The 23119-nt window shown below is 67.0% G+C and carries 21 protein-coding genes and 1 tRNA gene; 9 read left to right on the top strand and 13 right to left on the bottom strand.

Going from position 1 to position 23119, the window contains the following annotated elements; translation table 11 throughout:
* Nucleotides 1-13: 13 nt before the first annotated feature.
* Nucleotides 14-877, bottom strand: coding sequence for a WYL domain-containing transcriptional regulator (locus FHP25_RS12440; RefSeq protein ID WP_147847249.1), 864 nt, complete (start codon nt 875-877; stop codon nt 14-16).
* A 160-nt stretch (nt 878-1037) separates the two neighbouring features.
* Between FHP25_RS12440 and FHP25_RS12435 the strand changes: the two genes are divergently transcribed.
* From FHP25_RS12435 to FHP25_RS12420, 4 genes are all read left to right on the top strand, one after another.
* The gene (locus tag FHP25_RS12435; RefSeq protein WP_147847248.1) at nt 1038-1265 is read left to right on the top strand and encodes a hypothetical protein; all 228 of its coding nucleotides are present in this window, start codon (nt 1038-1040) and stop codon (nt 1263-1265) included.
* Nucleotides 1265-3763, top strand: coding sequence for an ATP-binding protein (locus FHP25_RS12430; protein ID WP_147847247.1), 2499 nt, complete (start codon nt 1265-1267; stop codon nt 3761-3763). Before FHP25_RS12435 ends, FHP25_RS12430 begins: the two co-directional genes overlap by 1 nt.
* Nucleotides 3764-3769: 6 nt before the next feature.
* Nucleotides 3770-4519 carry a DCL family protein gene (locus tag FHP25_RS12425; RefSeq protein ID WP_147847246.1) on the top strand — a complete coding sequence of 250 codons (750 nt, stop codon included), beginning with the start codon at nt 3770-3772 and terminating at the stop codon, nt 4517-4519.
* A gap of 185 nt (nt 4520-4704) precedes the next feature.
* Nucleotides 4705-4989, top strand: a complete 285-nt coding sequence (locus FHP25_RS12420) for a helix-turn-helix transcriptional regulator (protein WP_147847245.1) — start codon at nt 4705-4707, stop codon at nt 4987-4989.
* On the opposite strand, the gene FHP25_RS12415 is transcribed toward FHP25_RS12420, so the two are convergent.
* The 9 genes from FHP25_RS12415 to FHP25_RS12375 form a co-directional block, all read right to left on the bottom strand.
* A complete protein-coding gene (locus tag FHP25_RS12415) occupies nt 4967-6223 on the bottom strand; it encodes a tyrosine-type recombinase/integrase (RefSeq protein WP_147847244.1) in 1257 nt (418 codons plus the stop codon). The genes FHP25_RS12420 and FHP25_RS12415 overlap by 23 nt on opposite strands.
* A gap of 317 nt (nt 6224-6540) precedes the next feature.
* Nucleotides 6541-8091: a glutamine-hydrolyzing GMP synthase gene (guaA, locus tag FHP25_RS12410; RefSeq protein ID WP_147847243.1), complete on the bottom strand. Its 1551-nt coding sequence runs from the start codon at nt 8089-8091 to the stop codon at nt 6541-6543.
* Nucleotides 8092-8257: 166 nt separating this feature from the next.
* Nucleotides 8258-8797, bottom strand: coding sequence for a GNAT family N-acetyltransferase (locus FHP25_RS12405; RefSeq protein WP_147847242.1), 540 nt, complete (start codon nt 8795-8797; stop codon nt 8258-8260).
* A 2-nt stretch (nt 8798-8799) separates the two neighbouring features.
* Complete coding sequence (locus FHP25_RS12400) at nt 8800-10122, bottom strand: RsmB/NOP family class I SAM-dependent RNA methyltransferase (protein WP_147847241.1); 1323 nt, start codon at nt 10120-10122, stop codon at nt 8800-8802.
* Nucleotides 10123-10259: 137 nt separating this feature from the next.
* On the bottom strand, nt 10260-11717 hold the full coding sequence (guaB, locus tag FHP25_RS12395) for an IMP dehydrogenase (RefSeq protein ID WP_147847240.1): 1458 nt from the start codon (nt 11715-11717) through the stop codon (nt 10260-10262).
* 187 nt (nt 11718-11904) lie between these two features.
* Nucleotides 11905-12717 carry a class I SAM-dependent methyltransferase gene (locus FHP25_RS12390; RefSeq protein WP_147847239.1) on the bottom strand — a complete coding sequence of 271 codons (813 nt, stop codon included), beginning with the start codon at nt 12715-12717 and terminating at the stop codon, nt 11905-11907.
* Entirely contained in the window at nt 12714-13217 is a 504-nt protein-coding gene (locus FHP25_RS12385; protein WP_147847238.1) for a DUF1993 domain-containing protein, read from the bottom strand. Before FHP25_RS12385 ends, FHP25_RS12390 begins: the two co-directional genes overlap by 4 nt.
* A 15-nt stretch (nt 13218-13232) precedes the next feature.
* Nucleotides 13233-13952: an RlmE family RNA methyltransferase gene (locus FHP25_RS12380; RefSeq protein ID WP_147847237.1), complete on the bottom strand. Its 720-nt coding sequence runs from the start codon at nt 13950-13952 to the stop codon at nt 13233-13235.
* 15 nt (nt 13953-13967) lie between these two features.
* Complete coding sequence (locus tag FHP25_RS12375; protein ID WP_147847236.1) at nt 13968-15056, bottom strand: Ppx/GppA phosphatase family protein; 1089 nt, start codon at nt 15054-15056, stop codon at nt 13968-13970.
* A gap of 141 nt (nt 15057-15197) precedes the next feature.
* On the opposite strand from FHP25_RS12375, the gene FHP25_RS12370 reads away from it, so the two are divergent.
* The 3 genes from FHP25_RS12370 (at nt 15198) to FHP25_RS12360 (ending at nt 17068) form a co-directional block, all read left to right on the top strand.
* Nucleotides 15198-15271, top strand: a tRNA-Gln gene (locus tag FHP25_RS12370).
* A 132-nt stretch (nt 15272-15403) separates the two neighbouring features.
* On the top strand, nt 15404-16114 hold the full coding sequence (locus FHP25_RS12365) for a RibD family protein (RefSeq protein ID WP_147847235.1): 711 nt from the start codon (nt 15404-15406) through the stop codon (nt 16112-16114).
* A gap of 87 nt (nt 16115-16201) precedes the next feature.
* Nucleotides 16202-17068 carry a polysaccharide deacetylase family protein gene (locus FHP25_RS12360; protein ID WP_147847234.1) on the top strand — a complete coding sequence of 289 codons (867 nt, stop codon included), beginning with the start codon at nt 16202-16204 and terminating at the stop codon, nt 17066-17068.
* Nucleotides 17069-17115: 47 nt separating this feature from the next.
* On the opposite strand, the gene FHP25_RS12355 is transcribed toward FHP25_RS12360, so the two are convergent.
* Entirely contained in the window at nt 17116-17724 is a 609-nt protein-coding gene (locus tag FHP25_RS12355) for a GAF domain-containing protein (protein ID WP_147847233.1), read from the bottom strand.
* Nucleotides 17725-17767: 43 nt separating this feature from the next.
* Nucleotides 17768-18778, bottom strand: a complete 1011-nt coding sequence (locus FHP25_RS12350; RefSeq protein ID WP_147847232.1) for a TRAP transporter substrate-binding protein — start codon at nt 18776-18778, stop codon at nt 17768-17770.
* 85 nt (nt 18779-18863) lie between these two features.
* Between FHP25_RS12350 and FHP25_RS12345 the strand changes: the two genes are divergently transcribed.
* Complete coding sequence (locus tag FHP25_RS12345; RefSeq protein WP_147847231.1) at nt 18864-20927, top strand: TRAP transporter large permease subunit; 2064 nt, start codon at nt 18864-18866, stop codon at nt 20925-20927.
* 11 nt (nt 20928-20938) lie between these two features.
* The gene (locus FHP25_RS12340; RefSeq protein ID WP_147847230.1) at nt 20939-21772 is read left to right on the top strand and encodes an enoyl-CoA hydratase-related protein; all 834 of its coding nucleotides are present in this window, start codon (nt 20939-20941) and stop codon (nt 21770-21772) included.
* Here FHP25_RS12340 and FHP25_RS12335 read toward each other — a convergent pair.
* Nucleotides 21741-23114 (bottom strand): amidase, encoded by a 1374-nt coding sequence (locus FHP25_RS12335; RefSeq protein WP_147847229.1) that lies wholly within the window; start codon nt 23112-23114, stop codon nt 21741-21743. The two genes, FHP25_RS12340 and FHP25_RS12335, sit on opposite strands and share 32 nt — an antisense overlap.
* Between the last annotated feature and the right edge of the window lie 5 nt (nt 23115-23119).

The following is a 23119-nucleotide window of genomic DNA, read 5'->3' as shown; positions in this document are numbered from 1 at the left end:
CTCCCCGATTCGTTCATAGCCGAAGCTCCGCCTTCTCAAGCGCGGCCTCAGTTTCCTTGCGGTTTATTGTAACGATATGCTGCGTATGGGCGCTCTGCTTTGCGGCATCACCAAGCAAACCAAGACGCTTCAAAACGTAGAAGAGCATCGCATAGCGAACTGAGAGTACGCCGTTGCCGTGATCCAGCCCATAATCCTTGGCGACGACCTTTTTCTGACTCTCGGTTAGCGCGGGATGCGGCCCGATGACGACGTCGAAATAATTGTTCCAGAGCCAATCCTGTTCGCCGGTCTCTCCCGGCTCTCCCTTCGCGCCAACCTCCAGAATCCGCGGCAGCAGGAAATCTTTGAACCTGTGCTCAAGGTGGCAATAGGCCCGGACGTGCCAGCGGAAACCGTCATAGCCAAAAGCGTGGGGCGTGATCCGACGCCAGATAGGATCCGGGCGCACCTTGTTCATCGACTGGTAGAAGACCTCGACCGAAGCGCCTTCGCGCACCGCGTCGAGAACCTTGCGCAGGACGCCAATGTCGATGTCCCGCTTAGGCGTCAGGGCCACGTCAGCCCTCGGAAGCTCGGCGATCCATGAGTCATGGGAAGGGACTGCCCCTTCCGTCACCGCGCGAAGCTGCGCGAGATACACATAGGGGTCAGGGTCGAGGAAGCGCAGGACGAATTGCTCGGCGGCGACATAGCGCTTGCTGCGCTTGTCGTACTCCATGTTCCCTGGTGCTCGCTCCTGATAGAGCGCCAGGTCCTTCGATGCCTGAGGGATCGATATGCCGAAAAACTCTACGAGGTCGGCGCGATTGATCGCCCCCTCCCAAAACAGGCGGAACTCAATGAATTCGAGCCTCTGCCCGGCACCCCAGATCAATGCATTCTCCGCAAGACACGCATAGAAACTATTCTCTCTTGAATCTCTTTTGCGTATATTTTATATACGTGAATTTGGGCTAGGTCAATCGGAGAGATAGCGCGCAGCTTGGGGCTGACGATGATCCCGACTGACAGCGAGGCCAAGCTCGGGAGGCGGCATGCAGAACTCTTTCGATTTCGCGATCGGCGAGGATTGGCAGAAGAATATCGAAAGGCTGAAAGCGCACCTGGAGGCGGTAGATGCCGAATGCGCCAAAATCCTCTTCGATAATCTCACAGTCCTGGAGACCGGCGACAACAATGCGCGGCGGGACTTCAATCAGAAGGTCCTAGAGGCGCTGGAGGTTGCCGCGCAGGCGGACATAGACGCTGCGGGGGATGTGTGATGCCCCGCTACTATCTGACCAAGCTCAGCGTCGAAGGGTTTCGGGGCATCAAGAACGAGGGAGATCCGCTAACCCTTCGCTTCAAGCCCGACGCGGTCAATTCCATCTATGCCCAGAACGGCATCGGCAAGACCTCGCTCTTCGAGGCCATCAGCTACGCCATCTTCGGCAAGCTACCCAAGCTCGACGGGCTCCAGCGGAGCGAGCGGCCCGAGACATACTACGTGAACCGCTTCCATACGGGCGGGGTCGGCTCTATCACGCTGGAATTTAAACCGGACGACGGCACGGCGGCGGTCGAAATCGTTGTCCAGCGCACGGCCGCAGGGCAGCGTACCGTGACGAGCCCGACAGGACATGCCGATCCCGAAGCGTTTCTCGCCTCTTTGGCCGAAGACTTCACGGTCGTAGACTACACCAAGTTCGCGCGTTTCATCGACGATACACCCCTCGATCGTGGGCGCACCTTCTCCTCCCTCATCGGGCTGGCCCGCTTCGCGCACCTCCACCAACGGTTCGATCAGGCGAGCAACACACGCGCCTTCAACACCGATTTCCAGATGGCCGCCTTGAAGGCGAAGCTGGATGCTGCCGAAAGGCTCGTACGGGATTGTCGGGCCGCGGCGTTGTCGGCGTTTGAGGCCGTGACGGGAACCGCTATACAGGACCTCTCGGCCGAAGAGCAGCGGATCGCGGAAGTGACGGCCGCACTGGCGGCCGTTCCGACTCTCGCGCGCGCCTTCGCCGGAAAAAACATACTGACGGTGGATATGGACGCCGCGCGCGCAGCCATCGTCGCGGCGGAAGGCGGCCCGGCCAAAGCCGAATATCAAAAGGTGCTGCGGAATATCGAAGCCCTTGCCCAAAGCGCACCCGCTTCTGAGGTGGCGGCCGACATCGCGATGCTACTCGACCTGGCACGCCGCCATGACGCGGCGGTCGCGCTTGCTGGTAGCAAAAGCCGACAGGACCTTTTCGAGGCAGCCAAGGGCGCGGTGGCAGAGGCGGACTGGAGCGATCCCCACCAATGCCCCGTGTGTGACACGCGGATTGAAGAGCCCATCGCCGCGCGGATGGAGCGATTGCTTGAGCGTTACCGGGAAGCGGACCAACTGGGTGAAGACCTCAAGCAAGTCGTGACCGCCAGCGTCTGGCTAGATTGGCTCAACAAGCTGGAAGGCTGCGCCGCCCTGACCATCGCGGACGACAAGAAGCACCGGGCGAACATCCGGCAGTTGGCGAGCGAAGGCCGCCTGACCGAAGGTCGTTTGCGTGAAGCGGTCGATAGCGCGCAGCAGCTCGAAGAGGAGCGAAAGACCACCCTTGAGACCGCGCAGAAGCGGGAACAGGAGCTTCAAGCGGAACTTTCCCCATCCCTCGTCGCGCTGACCCAGCAGCTTGAAGCCGGAAGCCGCTTTCGCGAAGCCATCCTTGGACACCGGACAGCGGCGAAGGACGCGGGCATCTGGCGGACGCACAAGAAGTGGCGGGAGCGGTGGCAGACCTTCATCAGTACCGCAGCCAAGGCCGTGGGCGAGGCGGAGAGCCGGCTGGCGACCCAGCGCATCAACGCGATCGAGGCAAGCTATCAGGAGCTGTTCCGGGGCCTGGTGCGAGGTGGTGTAGACATGCGGCCCAAGCTGGAGCGGTCGTCGGACAGCCAGGACGTGGATCTGAAGCTGGAGAACTTTTACGGCGAGGCTGGCATCTCAGCGCGCGCCGTCCTGTCGGAGAGCTATCGGAACGCCATTGCCGGGGCGATCTTTTTTGCTGCGGCGGTTAAGCAGAGCGGTCCCGCACGCTTCATGGTGCTCGACGACATCACCTCCAGCTTCGACGGCGGCCACCAGTTTGCTTTGATGGAGGCCTTGCGCACCAAGTTGCAGGCTTCAGCGGCGGCCGACGGCCTGCAATTCATCGTGCTCAGCCACGACACGCTGCTGGAGAAATATTTTGACAAGACGGCAAGCGAACAGGTGGGCTGGCACCACCAGCGCCTGCAAGGTGCAGCCCCCACGGGGAACGTGTACGCAAGCCAACTCGACGCGAACCGACTCAAAACCCTTGCGACAACGCATCTTCTGGCCGGGCAAGTGGATATCGGACAGCCGTTCGTGCGGCAGTACCTAGAGTTCAAGTTGTCGCAGATCATCTCCAAGCTGAAAATTCCGGTGCCGCCAGACTACGCTATACGAAGCGACAATAAGACGGTCGGCAATGCCATCGACGCCATCTCGGCAGCCATTGACCTCTATGACGGCTGCGGGAAGCTCGTGCTGTCCGCGCAGCAGAAGTCGGATTTCCGCAACCAGCATGTGCCGGCGATCATCGCCAACTACGTCAGTCACTATGAGACCGGCGGTGGCACGCCGATCAACGCCCATGTGCTGCTCGGCGTGCTGCAATCCGTGGACGATCTTGCTGAATGCTTCCGCTACGATGACACGTCGAAGACCCCTCCCGAACGGAAGTGGTACCGGAACCTCGGGCAGAGATGAGTGGCAATGGCGAAGACGATCACACTTTCCAACGGAAGAGAATGGAAAACGCAGAAAGCGGCGGAGCAGCATTTCAGAGAGATTCGCGACCGCCATCCGCTTCGCACACCTATTGATGACGCACAGGATCACGCCGACCTCATGGCGCTCCTTGAGCGCTTCGATGCCGCACACGCTGAGGAAGATTCCAAAATCGGCTGCGGCGTCGATTATTTCGACGTCCGCATGAACTTCAGTTCAGGCGGTGCGACGAAGGGGTTTTGGGTGATTCGTGTCGACGGCACTGAAACCGACTTCAGCTTCATTTGGGCGGTCAAGGGTACGCCGAAGCCAGAGGCGCAAGAGTTCTCTGACGCCTGCAGAGCTGCTGTCATGGCCGATCTCCATGCCGCAAAACGCGAATTCTTTGCAAAGCATGGTGACGCCGACGGCTGTGTGCCCTGCGAAATTTCGGGAAAGCTGGTTTCAGTCGACGACGCCCACGTCGACCATGCATACCCCACCTTCGGCGCATTGGTGCAATCATTCAAAGCCGCTCGCCAATGGCACCAAGCCATTCCATCTGGCGTCCTAACGCGCCCGCAAGATAATCAGACAACCACTACATTCGTTGACCCCGCCGTGGCCGACGCTTTTCGGGTGTTCCATCACGCAGCGGCGAGTCTGCGCGTGATTGCCAAGGACCAGAATTTATCTATGGCAGCAGGCCAACGCAGGCCGAAGATTGCTCGCCCCGTGCTGTTGAGCACCGCTTAAAATAAGTCACCAATGCGTCAACTATGACGCCTAACCTGAAATCGCCCTGAGGCACAGGTTTCATGCGCCTTGTCCGATTTGCACGCCAGAACACGACGCACCTCTACGCTCTCCGATTCATGCTTCCATTCCGCATCATCTATCGCCTTCTATCCATGCAGGCAGACGGATGAGGGATTTTTCAGATGAAGCAGCAAGCCGAAACCGTCGTTAAGCGGACTATCCGGAGGCACCAACTCCGGGAAATGGTCCCTCTCGCCGACACGACGATTTATGACATGGAACAGCGCGGTGAATTTCCCCAGCGCTTCTATCTCACGTCCCGCTGCGTAGTCTGGGATCTTTCCGAGATCGAAGCCTGGTTGGAAGGACGGCGCCGCGCTTCACGCGCCAAGGCCGTGAAGCGCGCGCCCATCCCCGACGTCCAACTCCGCAAGACCCGCCCCATCAAACATCGGGCTCAGGCGTGAGTAGATCCATCGTCGGAGGATAAAGGGTCGGCGTGTATTTCTGGCCAGCGACCCAGGCATCCACCAGGTTGGACCATTCCTGCATCATGTGCCGGCGCTGATGCTCATACTCAGCCTTGTTGTAGATGCCCCGCGACGATCGCCCGTCTTCGTGCGCCAAACACTTCTCGATCCAGTCGCTGTTGAAGCCCAGCTCGTTCAGCAGGGTTGAGCCGGTTCGCCGGAGATCATGGACCGTAAAGGACTCCAGCGGCAGCCCCTCCTTCTTGGCACGCTCCACCACCGCCGTCGTGATCCGGTTGAAGGTCGCGCGTGACATCGGGGCGTCAGCGTCGTAGCGCGACGGCAGGACGTACTTAGAATTGCCGGCGCAGGTCTTGAGAGCGATGAAGATGTCGAGCATCTGCTGAGACAGATAGACATTGTGCGCTTTCGATCGCTTCATCCGCTCCTTGGGGATCGACCAGACGGCGTTCTCGAAATCGACCTCATCCCAAACCGCGTCCTGCAATTCGCTCTTTCGCACCATCGACAGCAGGATCAGCTTTATCCCGAGCCGGATCGTCGGGAGCGTCGCCACATGCTCGATCTGGCCGAGCATGATGCGGATCTCCGCCGGAGACAGGGATCGGTCCTTCGGCACGAAGGTCGCGATCGACGCCGGGCCAACTTCGTCGGCCGGGTTGGCGACCTTCTCGCCATGCAGGATGGCGAAGGCGAAGACCAGCTTCACGATGTCCCTGACGTGGACCGCCGTTGCCGGAGCTCCACGCTCCTTCACCTTCGCGCACAGCCCGCGCAGATCCTCCGGCAGGATCTCCGGCAGTAGCCGGTTGCGAAACGCCGGAAGAATGTCACGCTCGAAGATTGATCGACGCATGGCGCGCGTGCTGTCCGCCATTCGTGCTTCCTGAAGCCAGCGCTCACCGAACTGGCCGAAGCTCTTTGCCTCCTGGAGGCGACGCTTCTCGCGCTGCTTCTCCTGCGCCGGCGAGCGGCCCTCCGAAATGGCGCGCCGAGCATCGACCAATTTCTCACGCGCCCGAGCCAGGGAGAGCCCAGCGGGACCGTAGCGCCCCAGCGTCAACGTCTCCCGGCGGCCGTTCAGTCGGTAGTCCAGGCGGAAGACGATCGCGCCCGATGGCTGGACCACGACATACATACCGTCACGGTCCACGATCTTGTATAATTTTTCTTTCGGTTTCAGGGCCTTAATGGCGGCGTCTGTCAACATCCACACCCTCCAGACTGGACAAAATATACCGGAGAGCGCCCAATTATACCGTCAGGCCAAAAATGGCCCTTCTGATTTGGTATTTTCCCTGTTTTTACAGAGCATTATGCCAAAAAATATACCGTCAGCATCTCTCTTGGCCCTGACGGTATATGCGATTTTCGGCTGAGACAAGATGCGCCATACCGTCAGCCATACCGTCATTCCGGAGGCTAGCCCAGCGATAGACGCTGAAAGATTTTGAGATACTTATTTATATATTTCAGTCACTTATGCGCATCGTGGCGTATTTTTGGATACGCCCGGATGGGCAAAAATCATTCCCACTCGATCGTCCCCGGCGGCTTGCTCGTGATGTCGTACGTCACCCGGTTGATCCCGCGCACCTCGTTTATGATGCGCGTCGCCACTCGGCCCAGGAACTCGTGCGGGAACGGGTAGTAGTCGGCCGTCATGCCGTCGGTCGAGGTCACGGCGCGCAGCGCGCAGGCCTGGTCGTAGGTGCGGCCGTCGCCCATCACGCCCACGGTCCGCACCGGCAGCAGCACCGCGAAGGCCTGCCAGATATCGTCGTACAGCGCTGATTTGCGGATCTCGTCGAGGTAGACGGCATCGACCTGGCGCAGCAGGTCGAGCTTCTCCCGGGTGATGTCGCCGGGGATGCGGATCGCCAGGCCGGGCCCGGGGAACGGGTGGCGGTTCACCATGTCGGCCGGCATGCCCAGCTCGCGGCCCAGCGCGCGCACCTCGTCCTTGAACAGCTCGCGCAGCGGCTCGACCAGCTTCAGATGCATGCGCTCGGGCAGGCCGCCGACATTGTGATGGCTCTTGATCGTCACCGACGGTCCGCCGGTGAACGACACCGACTCGATCACGTCGGGGTAGAGCGTGCCCTGGGCCAGGAACTGGGCGTCGCCGACCTTCTTGGCCTCCGCCTCGAAGACATCGATGAACAGGCGGCCGATGGTCTTGCGCTTCTGCTCGGGGTCGGTGACGCCGGCCAGCTCCTTGAGGAACAGGTCCGAGGCATCGCGATGGATCAGCGGGATGTTGTAGTGGTCGCGGAACATCCGCACCACCTGCTCGGCTTCGCCCAGCCGCAAGAGCCCGTGGTCGACGAACACGCATTGCAGCTGCTCGCCGATCGCCTCGTGCAGCAGCACCGCCACCACCGAGGAGTCGACACCGCCCGACAGGCCGCAGATCACCCGCGCCTTGCCGACCTGCTCGCGGATCGCGGCGATGGCGCGCTGCCTGAAGGCGCCCATGGTCCAGTCGCCGGCGCAGCCGGCGATGTTGAGCGCGAAGTTGCGCAGCAGCTTGGCGCCGTCAGGCGTGTGCATGACCTCGGGGTGGAACTGCACGCCGTAGAACCGGCGCGCCTCGTCGGCCACGGCGGCGAAGGGCGCGTTCTGGCTGGTGGCCACGACCCGGAAGCCCGGCGGCAGACGCGTGACGCGATCGCCGTGGCTCATCCATACCGGCTTGCGGTCGCCCGGCTTCCAGACGCCGTCGAACAGGGCGCTGGGCTCCTTGACCTCGACCTCGGCGCGGCCGAACTCGCGGTGATGGCCGCCCTCGACGGCGCCGCCCAGCTGCGCCGCCATCGCCTGCTCGCCGTAGCAGATGCCCAGCACCGGCACGCCCTGGGTGAAGGCCGCCTGCGGCACCCGCGGCGTGCCCGTTTCGGTGACCGACGCCGGTCCGCCCGACAGGATGATGCCCTTGGCGTCGAAGGCCTTGAGCCTGGCGTCGTCGAGCGCGTTGAAGGGATGGATCTCGCAATAGACGCCCGCCTCGCGCACGCGCCGCGCGATGAGCTGCGTCACCTGCGAGCCGAAGTCGACGATCAGGATGCGGTCGGTCATGCGGAGGGGCTCCTTGTTCCTTTTCCTTCCCCACGCTTGCGTGGGGAAGGTGGCCGAAGGCCGGATGGGGAGCCTTCGTGGTCTATGAAGCTGAGACCACGTCGGCTCCCCTCCGCCCCTTCGGGGCACCTCCCCAGCAAAGCTGGGGAGGGAAATGACGTCGTCATCATCGCGCCGCCAGCTTGTCGAGGGCGGCCACGAGATCGGTCCAGCCGTAGGCGATCTCGCGCACCTTGGCGCCACCGACATGGTCGCTCTTCTCGCCCAGGCGGGTGCCGCCCATCGCCTCGTAGAAGAAGCGCGACGGGTTCTCGGCCAGCACCCAGACGATCACGGCATCAACCTCGCGGTTGATCAGCCAGTCGAAGCTGGCCATCAGCAGCATCTTGCCGGCGCCCTCGCCCTGGCGCTCGGGCGCGACATAGAGGCGGTAGATCTCGCCGCCCTCGAGCTGGGCGCGCGAGACGCGCCGCGCCGGCCCGATCGTGACCAGGCCCAGCACGCCGTCCTCGTCCTCGGCCACCAGCGTTTCGCTCTGGTGGTCGCGCGCCGCCAGCTCGTGCTGCCAGGCCGCTGCGTGGCGCACGTCGGACATGCCCACCAGCAGCGCGTCGGGCAGGATGCCGGCATAGGCATCGCGCCAGGCGGCGACGTAGATGCGTGCCAGGATCGCGGCGTCGTCGGGGCGGGCCGGGCGCACGCGCATGGTCAGGCCTTGCGCTCGAGCACGGCGACGAAGAAGCCGTCGGTGTGGTGTCGCGCCGGCGTCAGCCGCAGCCAGTCGCCCGACGCCGCGCCGTCCGGAAACGCCGTGCCCACGTTCTGCTGCCAGGCATCGGCGATCGGCACCGCGGCGAAATCGGGGTGGGCGGCCAGGAAGTCGGCGACCTGCGCCTCGTTCTCGACCGGCAGCAGCGAGCAGGTGGCGTAGACCAGGCGGCCGCCCGGCTTCACCAGCTTCGCGGCCGTGGCCAGGATCTCACCCTGCTTGGGCGGCAGCTCGGCGATGTCCTCGGGCTTCAGCGTCCAGCGCGCGTCGGGATTGCGGCGCCAGGTGCCGATGCCGGTGCAGGGCGCGTCGACCAGCACGCGGTCGAACTTGCCGGCATGGCGCTTCAGCCATTTGCGGCCCTCGGCGTCGAGGGTGCGGCGCTCGGCGTTGTGCACGCCGGCGCGGCGCAGGCGCTGGGCCGAGCGCTCCAGCCGGAAGGAAGACACGTCGCAGGCCACGACCCGGCCCTTGTTCTCCATGCTGGCCGCGATCGCCAGCGTCTTGCCGCCGGCCCCGGCGCAGAAATCGACCACCTGCATGCCGGGCCTGGCGCCCACCAGCAGGCCGACCAGCTGGGAGCCCTCGTCCTGCACCTCGATCAGGCCGTCGCGGAAAGGCTGCGTCGCCACGACCGAGGCGCGCGCCTTGAGCCGCAGGCCCAGCGGCGAGAGCTTGGTGTTGTGGACTTCGATCCCCTCCTCGGCCAGCGCCGCCCGCGCCTCGGCGCGGCCGCCCTTCAGCGGGTTGACGCGCAGGTCGACCGGCGCCGGCTCGGACAGGGCCGCCACCTCGCGCTCGAAATTGGCGCCGAAGGCGGTATCGAGATACGGCTCGACCCAGGCCGGCACGTTCAGCCGCGTGGCGCGCGACTGCGCCGGATGGTCCAGCGTATGGCCCTCCAGCCGCTTCAGGGTCGCGCGCTCGGCATCGGTGAGCGACGCCGGCCGGTAGCGGCCGGCATCGATGGTCTTCTCCATGCGCTCGACGATAAGGCCGTCGGTCAGCACGCCGTCGGCGAATACCCGCATGCGCGGCGACACCTCGCCGGTGTGGCGGGCATGCTCCAGCCACCATTCGATCTGAGCCCGGCGGCGCAGCACGCCGTAGACCCGCTCGGAGATGGCCCGCCGGTCGCCGCCGCCGATGAACTTGCGCTGCCGCAGGTAGTCGCCGACCACGGCATCCGCCGGCCGGTTGGGATGGGCCAGCACCTCGCCCAGGATCTCGATCGCCGTCGCCAGCCGCGCGCCCGGGGTCATGGCCGCACCCGCTCCAGGCCGCTGCGACCAGACCATGCGGCGCCTGCCGCGCTTTTCTTGCCGTTGCCGGGTTCCACGAGCATATGCTTGAGCGCGCCAGAAGGCGCGCTGTCCGGTTGAGCCGTTGTCACCTTGTCCTAGCCGTTCTGCCTGTAGTTGGGCGCTTCACGCATGATCTCGACATCGTGCACATGGCTCTCGCGCAGGCCGGCGCCGCTGATGCGCACGAACGTGCAGCCCTTCTGCATGGCCACCAGCGTGCCGTTGCCGGTATAGCCCATCGCGGCGCGCAGGCCACCCACCAGCTGGTGCAGGATGTTGCCCACCGGACCCTTGTAGGGCACGCGGCCCTCGATGCCCTCGGGCACCAGCTTCAGCGTGCTCGCCACCTCCTGCTGGAAATAGCGGTCGGCCGAGCCGCGCGCCATGGCGCCGATCGAGCCCATGCCGCGATAGGACTTGTAGGAGCGGCCCTGATAGAGCAGCACCTCGCCCGGCGCCTCGTCGGTGCCGGCCAGCAGCGAGCCGATCATGGCGCAGTCGGCGCCGGCGGCGATCGCCTTGGCGAGGTCGCCGGAATACTTGATGCCGCCGTCGGCGATCGCCGGCACGCCGGCGGCGTGGCACATCTCGGCCGCCTCCAGGATCGCGGTGAGCTGCGGCATGCCGACGCCGGCCACCACGCGCGTGGTGCAGATCGAGCCCGGGCCGATGCCGATCTTCACCGCATCGGCGCCTGAATCGATCAGCGCCTTGGCGCCTTCGGCGGTGGCGATGTTGCCGGCGATGACCTGGGCGTAGTTGCTGAGCTTCTTGATGCGGCTCACCGAGTCGAGCACGCCGCGGGAATGGCCGTGGGCGGTGTCGACCACGATCACGTCGACATCGGCCGCCAGCAGCGCCTCGGCACGGCGGTAGCCGTCGTCGCCGACGCCGGTGGCGGCCGCGACGCGCAGCCGGCCCTTCTCGTCCTTGCTGGCGCCAGGGAACTTGTTGGCCTTCTCGATGTCCTTGACCGTGATCAGGCCGATGCACTTGTAGGCGTCGTCGACCACCAGCAGCTTCTCGATGCGGTGCTGGTGCAGCAGCCGCTTGGCCTCGTCGGGACCGACGCCCTCGCGCACCGTCACCACCTTGCGCGTCATCAGCGTGTGCACCGGCGCCATGACGTCGGTGGCGAAGCGCACGTCGCGGTTGGTCAGGATGCCGACCAGCTTGCCGCTGCCGCGCTCGACCACGGGGATGCCGGAGATCTGGTGATCGGCCATCAGCTTCAGCGCGTCGGCCAGCGGCGCCTCGGGCGGGATGGTCAGCGGATTGACCACCATGCCGCTCTCGAACTTCTTGACCTTGCGCACCTCGTCCGCCTGGGCCTCGGCGTCGAGGTTCTTGTGGATCACGCCGATGCCGCCGGCCTGCGCCATGGCGATCGCCATCGGCGCCTCGGTCACCGTGTCCATCGCCGCCGACATCAGGGGGATGCCGAGATCGATGGTGCGCGTGAGCCGGGAACGGGTATCGACTTGTCCGGGCAGAACCGATGACGCGGCGGGCTTCAGGAGCACGTCGTCAAAGGTCAGTGCTTCCTGGAACATTGGCCACCTCCGCATGGGGATGGCGGCGCGCGCCATCCCGGGCTTCCCTTTGGATGGCGCGTCATCATACACATCGCGGCTCCGCTGCCAAGCGATGACAAGATATAGAGGCTATGCGTCGCACGCCCCCTTGCGCGCGACCGTCGGCGCTTTATTGCGCCGACGCCCGCGTGGCGGCAACAAAGCGTCAGGCGACGGCGACGAAGCGGGCACCGCCCAGGGCGCCGCCCGCCACCAGGGCCACGAAGCGCTCGTAGAAGCGCACGTAATCGGCGTGCGGGTCGGCGCCGGTGGCGCGCTGCGCCTCGTCCCGCAGATGCCGGTACATCTCGAGCCGGGCCTGCAGGATCGACCGCCATGCCGCCGACAGGTCCTCGCGGCGGATCTCGGCGAACCCGGCCCCTGTCAGCAGCCCCTCGTACTCGGCGGGGCTGTGGATCGCCTTGGCGGCGATGCCCTCGTCCATCAGCCGGCGGTCGGCATCGGTCAATGCGGGCCCGGCGGTCCAGTCGGTGAATGCCAGCCGTCCGCCCGGCTTCAGCACCCGTCGCGCGCCGGCCAGCAGCCCTGTCTTGTCGGCGATATGGAGGAACGCCTCCTGGCTCCACACCACGTCGAAGGCGCCATCGCCGAACGGCGGCCGGGTGGCATCGCCTTGCACCACGGCAATGCGCCGGTCGAAGCCGACCAGGGCGTTGAGCCTGCGGGCGCCTGATGCGCGCTGGGCGTTGAGCTCCAGCGCCACCACGCTGCAGCCCAGGGTGGCGGCATTGTGCCTGGCCGGCCCGCACAGCCCGGCGCACAGGTCCAGCACGCGCGTGCCCGGCCCGATCGCGGCCCGCTGCGCCAGCGCCGCGTTGGCCTCGAGCCCGCCATAGTGGTCCTGATCGTGCGGCCACAGATCGGCGGCGCCGGAGGGCGCGCCGCCGACCTTGGCCAGGATCTGGTCGGCGCTGATCGGATGGCGATCGTAGAACGCGATGACGTGCGGGTCGGTCATAGGTCGATGAAGTCGCGCTTGCCCAGCTCCACGCCGCACAGCCGCAGGATGCCGTAGGCCGTGGTGTTGTGGAAATAGAAGTTGGGCATCGCGAAGTGCAGCAGGAAGACCTCGCCCTTGAGCGTCAGGGGATTGCCGGCGATCGGCAGGGTGATCTCGCGCTCCTCGCTGCCCTCGAATTGCGCCGGCTTGAATGTATCGACGTAGGCAAGGGTGCGGTCGATGCGCGCCTTGAGCTCGGCCAGCGTCGTCTCGTTGTCCTCGTATTTGGGGAACTCGACGCCGGCCAGGCGCGCCGGCGTGCTCTTGGCGAAGTCGGCCGCGATCTGCACCTGACGCGCCAGCGGGAACATATCGGGATAGAGCCGGGTCTGCAGCAGTACAGAATCGGCGATCTTCCGGGCCGCAGCATGGGCGGCCGCCTTGTCCAGGATTTTGCCCAGGGCGCCGAGCTGGCGCTTGAAGACCGGCACGCTCGCCGCATACATCGAGATCGTCACGTTGCTCCTCCGGTTTCACTCGCCGCCACGGAAGCCGGTCGCGACGACGAACATCTCGGCCGAGTCGGCCCGGCTTGCCGGCGGCTTGACGTGCTTCACCACCCTGAAATCGCGCTTCAGCTGCTCCAGCAGCGCGCGCTCGGTGCCGCCGCGCAGCACCTTGGCGACGAAAGCGCCGCCGGGCTTCAGCACCTCGCGCGCGAAGTCGTGCGCCGCCTCGGCCAGGCCCATGATGCGCAGGTGGTCGGTCTGGGGATGGCCGGTGGCCGGCGCCGCCATGTCGCTCAGCACGGCATCCGCCGGCCCGCCCAGGGCCTCCTTCAGGCGCGCCGGCGCCTCGTCGCTCATGAAATCCTGGTGCAGCAGGGTGACGCCTGCGATCGGCTCGACTGGCGTCAGGTCGATGCCGACGATGCGCCCGCCGGTCTCCAGGGGACGGATGCGCTGCACCGCCACCTGGCACCAGCCGCCGGGCGCGCAGCCCAGGTCGACGACCGCGGCGCCCGGCCGCAGGAAGCGGAACTGGTCGTCGATCTCGCTGAGCTTGAAGGCGGCGCGCGAGCGATAGCCCAGCCGCTTGGCCTCATGCACGTAGGGGTCGTTCAGCTGGCGCTCCAGCCAACGCGCCGACGAGACGGTGCGCCCGCGCGCCGTCTTGACCCGCACCGCCGCCTCGCGGCGCCCCGTGACACCGCCACCCCGCGTGGAGCGGCTCCCGCCTTTGTCCCTGGCCATGATGCTGCTAACGAATCACGAAGTGGTCGCCGCCGTCTCTTCCAGGCGCCGCGTCAAAGGATCGCATTCGCGGTCGGCCTCGCGCATGAGGTCGACCAGCACGCCTTCGCGCAGGCCGCGATCGGCGACCACGACCCTGTTGACCGGCCATTGCCGGCATACCGCTTCCAGGATGGCGCCGCCGGCCAGGGCGAGCTCGGCGCGCTCCCAGCCGATGCAGGGCAGCTCCGCCAGCTCGGCCACCGACATGCGCGCCAGCTGCGCGCCCAGCCGCAGGATGGTGTCACGCTCGATGCTGGTGCCGTCGACCGTTGCCCGGTGGTAGCGCTTCAGGCCCATGCCGTAGGCCGCCATGGTGGTGACCGTGCCCGAGGCGCCGATCATCTGCACGCCGCCCGCCGCGGCCCGCGCACGCACGGCGTTGCGACGGCAGAACGGCGCCAAGGCCTCCATGATCTGCGCCACCATCTGCTCGTAGACGCCCGCGGCCAGCGGCTCGCGCCGCGACTGCCCGGCCAGCCGCGACTCGGTCAGGGTGACGACGCCCCAGGGCACCGAGACGGTGTCGAGGATCGTGAGCGCGACGCCGCAGGGCCCGTCCTCGCGCGGCCGGGCGGCGACCCAGACGACGTCGGTCGAGCCGCCGCCGATATCGACCAGCAAGACATGGGTGGCACGCCGGTCGATCAGCGACTCGCAGCTGGCGAGCGCCAGGCGCGCCTCCTCCTGCGGGGTGATGATCCGGAACGTGAGCCCGGTGCGGGCCTGCACCCGGGCCAGGAAATCGGCGCCGTTCAGGGCCCGGCGGCAGGCCTCCGTGGCGATATGGCGCGAGCGCGTGACGCCGGCCTTGCGTATCTTGCCGGCGCAGGCCTCCAGCGCATCCAGGGTGCGGTCGATCGCGCCGCTGCACAGCGTCTCGTGGGCCGCGATGCCCTCGCCGAGGCGGACGGGACGGGAATAGGAGTCGAGCACGTCAAATCCGGTGGCTGACGCGCGCGCCACCAGCAAACGGCAGTTGTTCGTGCCGAGGTCGATCGCAGCGAATGTGTGCGCGAAACGCCCACACCGCCAGCCGCCGACACCGGTCCCCGCCTCCGTCATATTGGCCTCTCCCTTCGGGATCGTACCCAAGCGGGGGGCAATCGGCGAGCAGAATCAGGAGGGTGGAACCCGCAGCGCAACCCTTGCCAAGGCCGGCCGACGCCGCTACATCATCGCCTGCCGGCAGCCCGGCCATCCCGGTGGGGGATAGTTTAACGGTAGAACGACGGGTTCTGACCCCGTTAGTCTAGGTTCGAATCCTAGTCCCCCAGCCACCGGACAAGCCTCGCACCGCTGCCGACGCGCCGCCGATTGACCGCCTTTCATGCCTTTTCGACCGCCGCCCGGCGGACGATGCGCCGCGTCCGCCTGCCGTCGTGCCGGCCCACCCAGGAAAGGAGTCCGTCATGCCATCGGATCGGCCCTACGTGATCTGCCACATGACCAGCTCGGTGGACGGCCGGATCAGGTCCCGGCGCTGGAAGACGGCGCCGCCCGACCGGCACTACGAGGCCGTTCACAACCGGCTGGCCGGCGACGCCTGGATGTGCGGCCGCGTCACGATGCAGGGCTACGCCGACAGTGCGGCGCCGCTCGCGCGCACGCCCGAAGCCGGCGCGCCGGTGGCGCGCACCGACCACGTGGCGCGCAAGGATGCCGCCAGCTTCGCGATCGCGCTCGACGCCAGCGGCCGGCTCGACTGGGGCGCGCGCAACGAGATCGAAGGCGATCACGTCATCGTGGCGCTGACCGAAGTGGTGCCGGACAGCCACCTGCTGGCCTTGCAGGCGGGCGGCCAGTCATACGTCTTCGCCGGCGCCGATACTGTCGACTTTCCGCTATTGCTCGGCAAGCTGCGGGCGCTGTTCGGCATCGAGCGCCTGCTGGTGGAAGGCGGCGGCGGCATCAACGGCTCCATGCTGCGGGCCGGCGTGATCGACGAGCTCAGCCTGCTGGTCGTTCCGGCCGTCGACGGCCTCAGGGGAACGCAGGCCGTGTTCGACATCGACGGCGCCGAGGCCGACACCCTGGGCGCCCGCTGCAAGCTCGACCTTGTCGCGAGCGAAACCCTGTCCGGCGGGATCGTCTGGCTGCGGTATCGCGTCGCGATGGTTTGACGACGACGAAAGGCGCGGCTGCGCTGCGTTGACGGTGGCTCCCGCGGCCGCTATTTTATTTGTCCGGACATTTAGGAGTTCTCGATCATGGGGGTTCGCTTCTCGCTGCCGCAGGACCGTCGCATCGCGATGTCGTTCGTCGTCAACGTCGAGGAAGGCGCAGAGCAGAACATTTCAGCCGGCGACAAGGGACCTGAGCCGGTCGACGAGCTCGGAGTCTCGCTGAAGATCCCGGTTCGCAACTACGCCAACGAGAGCAACTACCTGTACGGCATCACCGCCGGCGCGCCGCGGGTGATGCGCCTGCTCGACCAATACGGCTTCACGTGCACGTTCACCGCGGCGGCGGTGGCGCTCGAGAAGGCGCCCGATCTGGCGCGGGCCATCGCCGCGGGCGGCCATGAGGTCTGCAGCCATGGCCATCGCTGGGTGCACCAGTTCTCGTTCAAGGAGGAACGCGAGCGCGCCTTCATCCGCCAGGCGACCGAAAGCCTGCGCGCCACCACGGGCGCGCGTCCCCTGGGATGGCTGTCCCGCTACCTCTTCACCGAGAACACGCGCCGGCTGCTGATCGAGGAGGGCTACTTCTACCACATGGACGATTTCGGGGACGATGTGCCGCGGTGGGATCTCGTCGACGTCGGTGGCGCCCAGCGGGGGATCGTCATCGTCCCGTACGCGATCGACACCAACGACATGAAGATGTGGGTGGCGCCCGCCTACTCGCCGGCCCAGTGGCTCGAGTACGCCGTCGACAGCTTCGACCAGCTCTACGAGGAAGGCGCTGCGCAGCCCAGGATCATGTCCCTGGGCGTGCATCTGCGGATCATCGGCCGCCCCGGCCGGATCGGCGCGCTGGCGAAGTTCATGCAGCACGTCGCCTCGCGCAAGGACGTCTGGGTCACGTCGCGGCTTGCCATCGCCCAGCATTTCGCCGCGCTCAATCCGCTGTGAGGCCACCCGATCCGGGCGGACGTGCACAACGTCCACCCGGCCGGTCGCTACATGCCTTCCCTGTCGACATAGAACCCGTTCCTTGGCGGATAGCTGGCGTCAAGCCATGCCGGCCCGCCATGGGCAATCCACACGCCGGCGGCCACCCGGGAGCAGGCCACCAGGACGGCAAGGTCCTCGTCGCGCATCGTGAAGCGCGCCTGCGCGGCCATGATGAGCTGGCCCAGGAACGCGCCTTGCCAGACGATCGGCGCGAAGATCGCCGACCCCATGCGCGACGTCTTGAGATACTGCCGGAAGGCGCCGTGCTCGTCCGTGTTCCTGAGGATCAGCTTGCTGCGGTTGGCGTAGACCCAGCCCGGATGTCCGCCATCGATCGGCACCATCAGCCGCTGCTGCTCGGGCGGAAAGTTCACGTTGCCCACCAGCATGTGGTAGCGCGCATCCGGCGTCACGAAGAAGGCGCCGGCCACCATGAACTGCCGCTCGCCGTCCTTCAGCGCGCCCGGTCGCGCATGGGCCTCGCGGTCGCCCAGCAGCTCGAAGCAGGCGCCGGCCAGGGCCCGGATCGCCACCTCGGGGCCGGCGGCTTCCAGCGCCGCCTCCCCCGCCCGATCGATCATCGCCAACGCCGGCCGCAAATCCTGAATATCCATCGTCTCCTCGTATCGCCGCCGGATGCCGATCGCCCGTGTGCCGTCACATCTTCGACTTGAGCGCCTCGATCTTCTTCACGAGGCCGCGGCCATCGGTGCCGGCCCGGTCGTTCAGCGCGTACCAGCTGTCGAAGACCGCGGCCACGTTCTCCTTCGCGAAGACCTTGGCCAGCTCTTCCGGCGGCGCCTCGTAGACGATCATGCCGCCGGCAACGAGCTTGGCGATGGCCTCGCGGTTGAAGGCCGCGTGCCTGGCGAAATGCTCATCCTCAATCTTGCGCAGCTCGGCCTGCACGATCGGCTTGAGGTCATCCGGCAGCTTGGCCCAGGCCGCTTCGTTGACGACCAGCGACCACGGCACGACCGTGCCGATCTTCCACAGGCTCAGATGCTTGGCCACCGTCTGGAAGCCGAAGCCGTGGGCGGTGCCGACCGAGGTCATGACGATGTCGACGATGCCCCGCTGCAGGGCCGGCACGATCTCCGGGAACGGAACCGGGGTCGGCGCCGCCCCGAGCTTGCTCATCAGCGCGGCGGCCTCGGTATTGTGGACCCGCACCTTCTTGCCGGCGAAATCCGACACCGTGCGGATCGGAGCCGACCGGGTGATGATGCATTGCTCCTCGAACACGCCGGTCATGAGCTGGATGGCCTTGTACTTGGCCTTCCAGATCCTGGCCATCTCCTCGCGCAGCAGCGGGTCGAGCATCTTCTGGTACATCGCGACGTCGGTCAGCAGGCCAGGCAGATGGCCGAAATTCATGTACGGCGCCTCGGCGCTGAGCCAAGGACTGACCGCGAACGACAGGTCGAGCCGGCCGTCGCGCACGGCCGCCGGCTGCTCCGGGCCGGCCACCAGCGTGTCATAGAGCTCGATCTTGAGGCGGCCCTTGGTCGCGGCCTCGATCCGCGCCGGCACCGTCTTGACGGTCTCGACATAGCTGCTGCCGACGGCATTGACGAAGCCGGCGGTCCACGTGACCTGCTGCGCGGCGGCCGCAAAGGACGTGCCGGTGGCGATGGCGAGGCCCAGGACCAGCGAGAGCAAGCGCATGATCACTCCTTGCTTTTGTCCGGACAAATCTTCATAAAGGCATACCTTCTGTCAAGTGCGTTTTCAGCGGGAGCCAGGCCGAACGATGAGCGAAGCGCAAGCCGCCGGGCAGTCGATGCCCCTGCGCGCCGCCGGCTACCTCGAGCCGGGGCGGGCCGTCGTCATGGTGGCGAGCCTGTTCGCGTGGCTGGCGGCGCTTGGCGTGGTCTTCATGACGGTCGCGACCGTCTACGACGTCTGCGTCCGCTACTTCCTCAACTCCCCGACCACCTGGGCCACCGAGGTCAGCACCTACGTGCTGATCGCGACCATCTTCTTCGGCGCGGCGTACACGCACCTGGCCGACGGCAACGTGCGGGTCAGCGTGATCCTCGCCCGGCTGCGGCCCGAGGCGGCGCGCGACCTGGGCATCATCACCGCCTGGCTGGGCCTGCTCTATGTCGGGATCGCGGGATGGCAGTCGGTCCTGATGGTGATCTCCGACTACCAGAACGGCGCCCGCATCTTCAGCCTGCTGCTCACGCCGTCGTGGATGCCGAAAGCGCCGATCGCGATCGGCCTGTGCCTGCTGGCAGCCGCGCTGGTCGCGGAGATCGACCGCCTCTCGCCGCACCGGCCGCGATGGCAGCGGCTGGCACCCTATGCCATCTTCGCCGCCGTCGCAGCGCTCCTCGTCGCCTTCGGCACGCACCCCCCGGTCCTGCCCGGCACCCGCTTCGACCTCGGCAGCATCGCCATCCTCCTGGCCGTGACCGCCGGCGCGTTCCTCGCCGGCGGCCCGCGGGTAGGGGCAAGCGTCCTGGCCATCGCGGCGGCATCGATCGCGCTCTTCGTCTTCGGCAAGAGCCTCGGCGCAGGCTTCCTGACGGCGATGCTCTTCGTCGGGATCGTCTTCTTCCTGGCGATCGGCGTGCGGATCGCCTTCGCCCTGGCCCTGGTCGGGATGCTGGCGGTGTACTTCCTGACCCCGGCGCCCTTTCCCATCACGCTGCCCGACCGCGCCTGGAGCGGCGTCAACAGCTTCTCCCTCACGGCGGTGCCGCTTTATGTGCTGATGGGCGCCTTCCTGGTGCGCAGCGGCCTGAGCAACGAGCTGTTCTCGGTGATGGCGAAGCTGCTGGCCCGCCTGCCGGGCGGGCTCGCGCATGCCGCCACGGCCGGATGCGCCGTCTTCGCCGCGGTCTCCGGATCGAGCGTCGCCACCGCCGCGACGGTGGGCACGGTCGCGTGCCCGGAGATGATCCGGCGCGGCTACAGCGAGAAGCTGAGCTACGGCACCGTGGCCGCCGGCGGCACCCTGGGCATCCTGATCCCGCCCAGCGTGCCGATGATCATCTATGCCACCTCGGTGGGCGTGCCGGTCGCCAAGCTGTTCATTGCCGGCATCCTGCCCGGCCTGCTGATGACGCTCTTCTTCATGATGGTCATCCTGGCCTGGGCGCTGACGTACCCGGCGGCGGCGCCGGCGCTGCCGAGGGGCACGAAGATCGACCTGACCCGCGACAGCGCCATCGATTCCGGCCTGGTCGTGCTGCTCATCCTGCTCATCATCGTGTCGCTCTACGCCGGCCTTGCCACCGCCAGCGAAACCGGCGCGCTGGGCGCGTTCCTCGCCTTCGCGATCTGCTGGGGCCGCCACCGCCTCGACCGCAGCGTCATCAGTGCGGCGCTGCTGGAGACTGTCGTCGTCACCTCCTTCATCTTCCTCATCGTCGTCGGCGCCAACATCATCACGTTCGGCTTCGACTACCTGAAGATCTCGCAGAAGCTGATGGCCGCAGCGGTCGACGCCGAGGTGCATCGCTGGCTGGTGTTCCTGATCATCGTGCTGGTCTACATCGTGCTCGGCGCCTTTCTCGACTCGATCTCGATGCTGGTGCTGACCCTGCCGGTGGTCTTCCCCGTGATCCAGGCGCTGGGATTCGACCCGATCTGGTTCGGCGTCGTGCTGGTGATCATGGCGGAGGTGGGGCTGATCCATCCGCCCATGGGCATGAACCTGTTCGTGCTGCAGGGCATCGGCAAGGGTGTCGCGATGCGCACCATCGCCGTGGGTGCCCTGCCCTTCCTGGGCGCCATGTTCCTCACGGTCGTGGTGCTCTGCCTGTTCCCCGAGATCGCGCTGTTCCTGACCCGCCACCTCGAGTGAGCCGCCCCGCCATGACCACCACCGCCGACACGCTGCGCCTATGGCGCAGCGAGGGCACCGCGGCCCTGCCGCCACAGCCCCTCGCCTGCATACGCGACGGCGCGATCGCCCACGTCGTGATCAACCGCCCGGCGAAGCGCAATGCGCTCACGGCGCAGATCTGGGAGGCGCTGCCGGCGACGTTGCGCCAGCTCGGCGAAGACCCCGCGATCAGGCTCGTCGTGCTGCGCGGCGCCGGCACCGCGGCCTTCTCCGGCGGCGCCGACATCGAGGAGTTCCCGACCGTGTTCGGCGACGCCGAGGCGACACGCCGCTACAACGCCGCGGTTCGCGAAGCGCAACTGGCCGTCGAAATGCTGGCCAAGCCGACCCTGGCGGTCGTGCACGGGGCATGCGTGGGGGGCGGCTGCGGGCTGGCGCTGGCCTGCGACCTGCGCTTCGCCGCCGCCGATGCGCGCTTCGGCATCACCCCCAGCAAGCTGGGCGCCGCCTACAGCGTGCCTGATACCCGCCGGCTTGTCGCCCTCGTCGGCCCCAGCCGGGCCAAGGACATTCTCTTCAGCGGCCGGCTGCTGTCGGCCGCCGAGGCGGCGCAGTGGGCCCTCGTCGACCGCGTGTTCCCGCCGTCGGCGCTCGAGGCCGAGGCGGCCGCGTACGCAGCCCTGCTGCTGGCGAACGCACACCAATCGCTCGTCATCGCCAAGGCGACCATCAATGCCATCGCCGGGCTTTGCCCGCGGCCGGAAGCCGAGCTTGACGACCTCTTTGAAGGCAGCTTCCAGAGCCGCGATTTCAAGGAAGGCTACGCCGCCTTCATGGAGAAGCGTCGGCCTCGCTTCGAGTAGCCGCGGCAGCTCGCAGCGGCTCGACTGCCCGGTCGACCAGCGACGCCAGGGCCAGCAGACGCAGGTCATCCCCCGGTGCCGCCATCAGCTGCACGCCGACAGGCAGCGGGTCGGCCGCGATGGGCAGGGATACCGCCGGCGCACGCGCGAAATTGGCCAGCGCCGTGCAGTCGGCCTGGCTGGCCGGCGCTGCCGCGCCATGCGGGAAGCTCGGCTGGGGCGTGGTCGGCAGGACCAGCGCGTCCACCGCGGCGAATGCCCGGAAGCAGGCGGCGCGCACCTGCTCGATCGTGCGGTAAGCCGCGACGACACGCGACAGCCCCGCCCGTTCGGCATAGCGCAGCATCGACGCGAACGTGTCCGACACGCCCGCCAGGCCGGGCCCCAGCCGCGCACCGTAGTAGTCGGCCGCCTCGGCCTCGCACACCAGGAGCCCCGCACGGCGCGCCGGTCCCGGCTGCCATGCCGGAAGATCGACCGGGACAACGATGGCACCGGCCGCACGCAGCCGGTCGAGGACGCCGGCGAAGCCGGCGCCGACCGCGACGCACAGGTCGATCTCCTCGAGCTGCCGCGGCACGCCGACCCGCACTCCCGCCAGCGTGTCGTGCGCGGGCATGGCGATGAACGTCCGCGGCATGTCCACGAGCAGGGCACGCGCCACGACCGCCAGATCCGCCGCTGAGCGGGCCAGAGGGCCGACACAATCCAGCGTGGTGCTGAGCGGCACCACGCCGTCGGTGGCGATGGCCCCGTTCGTGGGCTTGAACCCGTACACGCCGCAATAGGCAGCCGGCACGCGCACCGAGCCCATCGTGTCGGTGCCCAACGCGGCAGCACAGAGCCGCGCCGCCACCGCCGCGGCGGACCCGCCGCTGGAGCCGCCCGGCGTGTAGCCGGGCTTCAGCGGGTTCATGCAGCGGCCGTAGACCGCGTTGTCCGTGGTCGCGCCGAGGGCGCCCTCGTGCATATTGAGCTTGCCGAGCAGCACCGCCCCGGCCCGCCGCAGGCAGGCGACCACCGGCGCGTCCGCGGCCGGCATATGGGTGGCGAAGGCAGCGGTCCCGGCGGTGCACGGAAGGCCCGCGGCATCGATGTTGTCCTTCACCGCGAGAGGCACGCCGTCCAGGGGACCCAGCGGGGTTCCGGCGGCCCAGCGCCGGCGGCTCCGTTCCGCCTCGCGCCGTGCGCCTTCGGCGGCGACGGTGATGAAGCTGCGCAGGTGGGCGTCCTGCGCAGCAATGCGCGCCAGGCACGATTCGGTCGCGGCGACGGGATCGAGGCTGCCCTTGGTGAAGGCCGCCGTCAGCGCTGCGATCCCCAGCTCGGACGGGTCCGCCATCGGCG

Source organism: Vineibacter terrae (assembly GCF_008039615.1).
Taxonomy (GTDB): Bacteria; Pseudomonadota; Alphaproteobacteria; order Reyranellales; family Reyranellaceae; genus Vineibacter; species Vineibacter terrae.
This window is presented reverse-complemented; position numbering and strand designations above follow the sequence as displayed.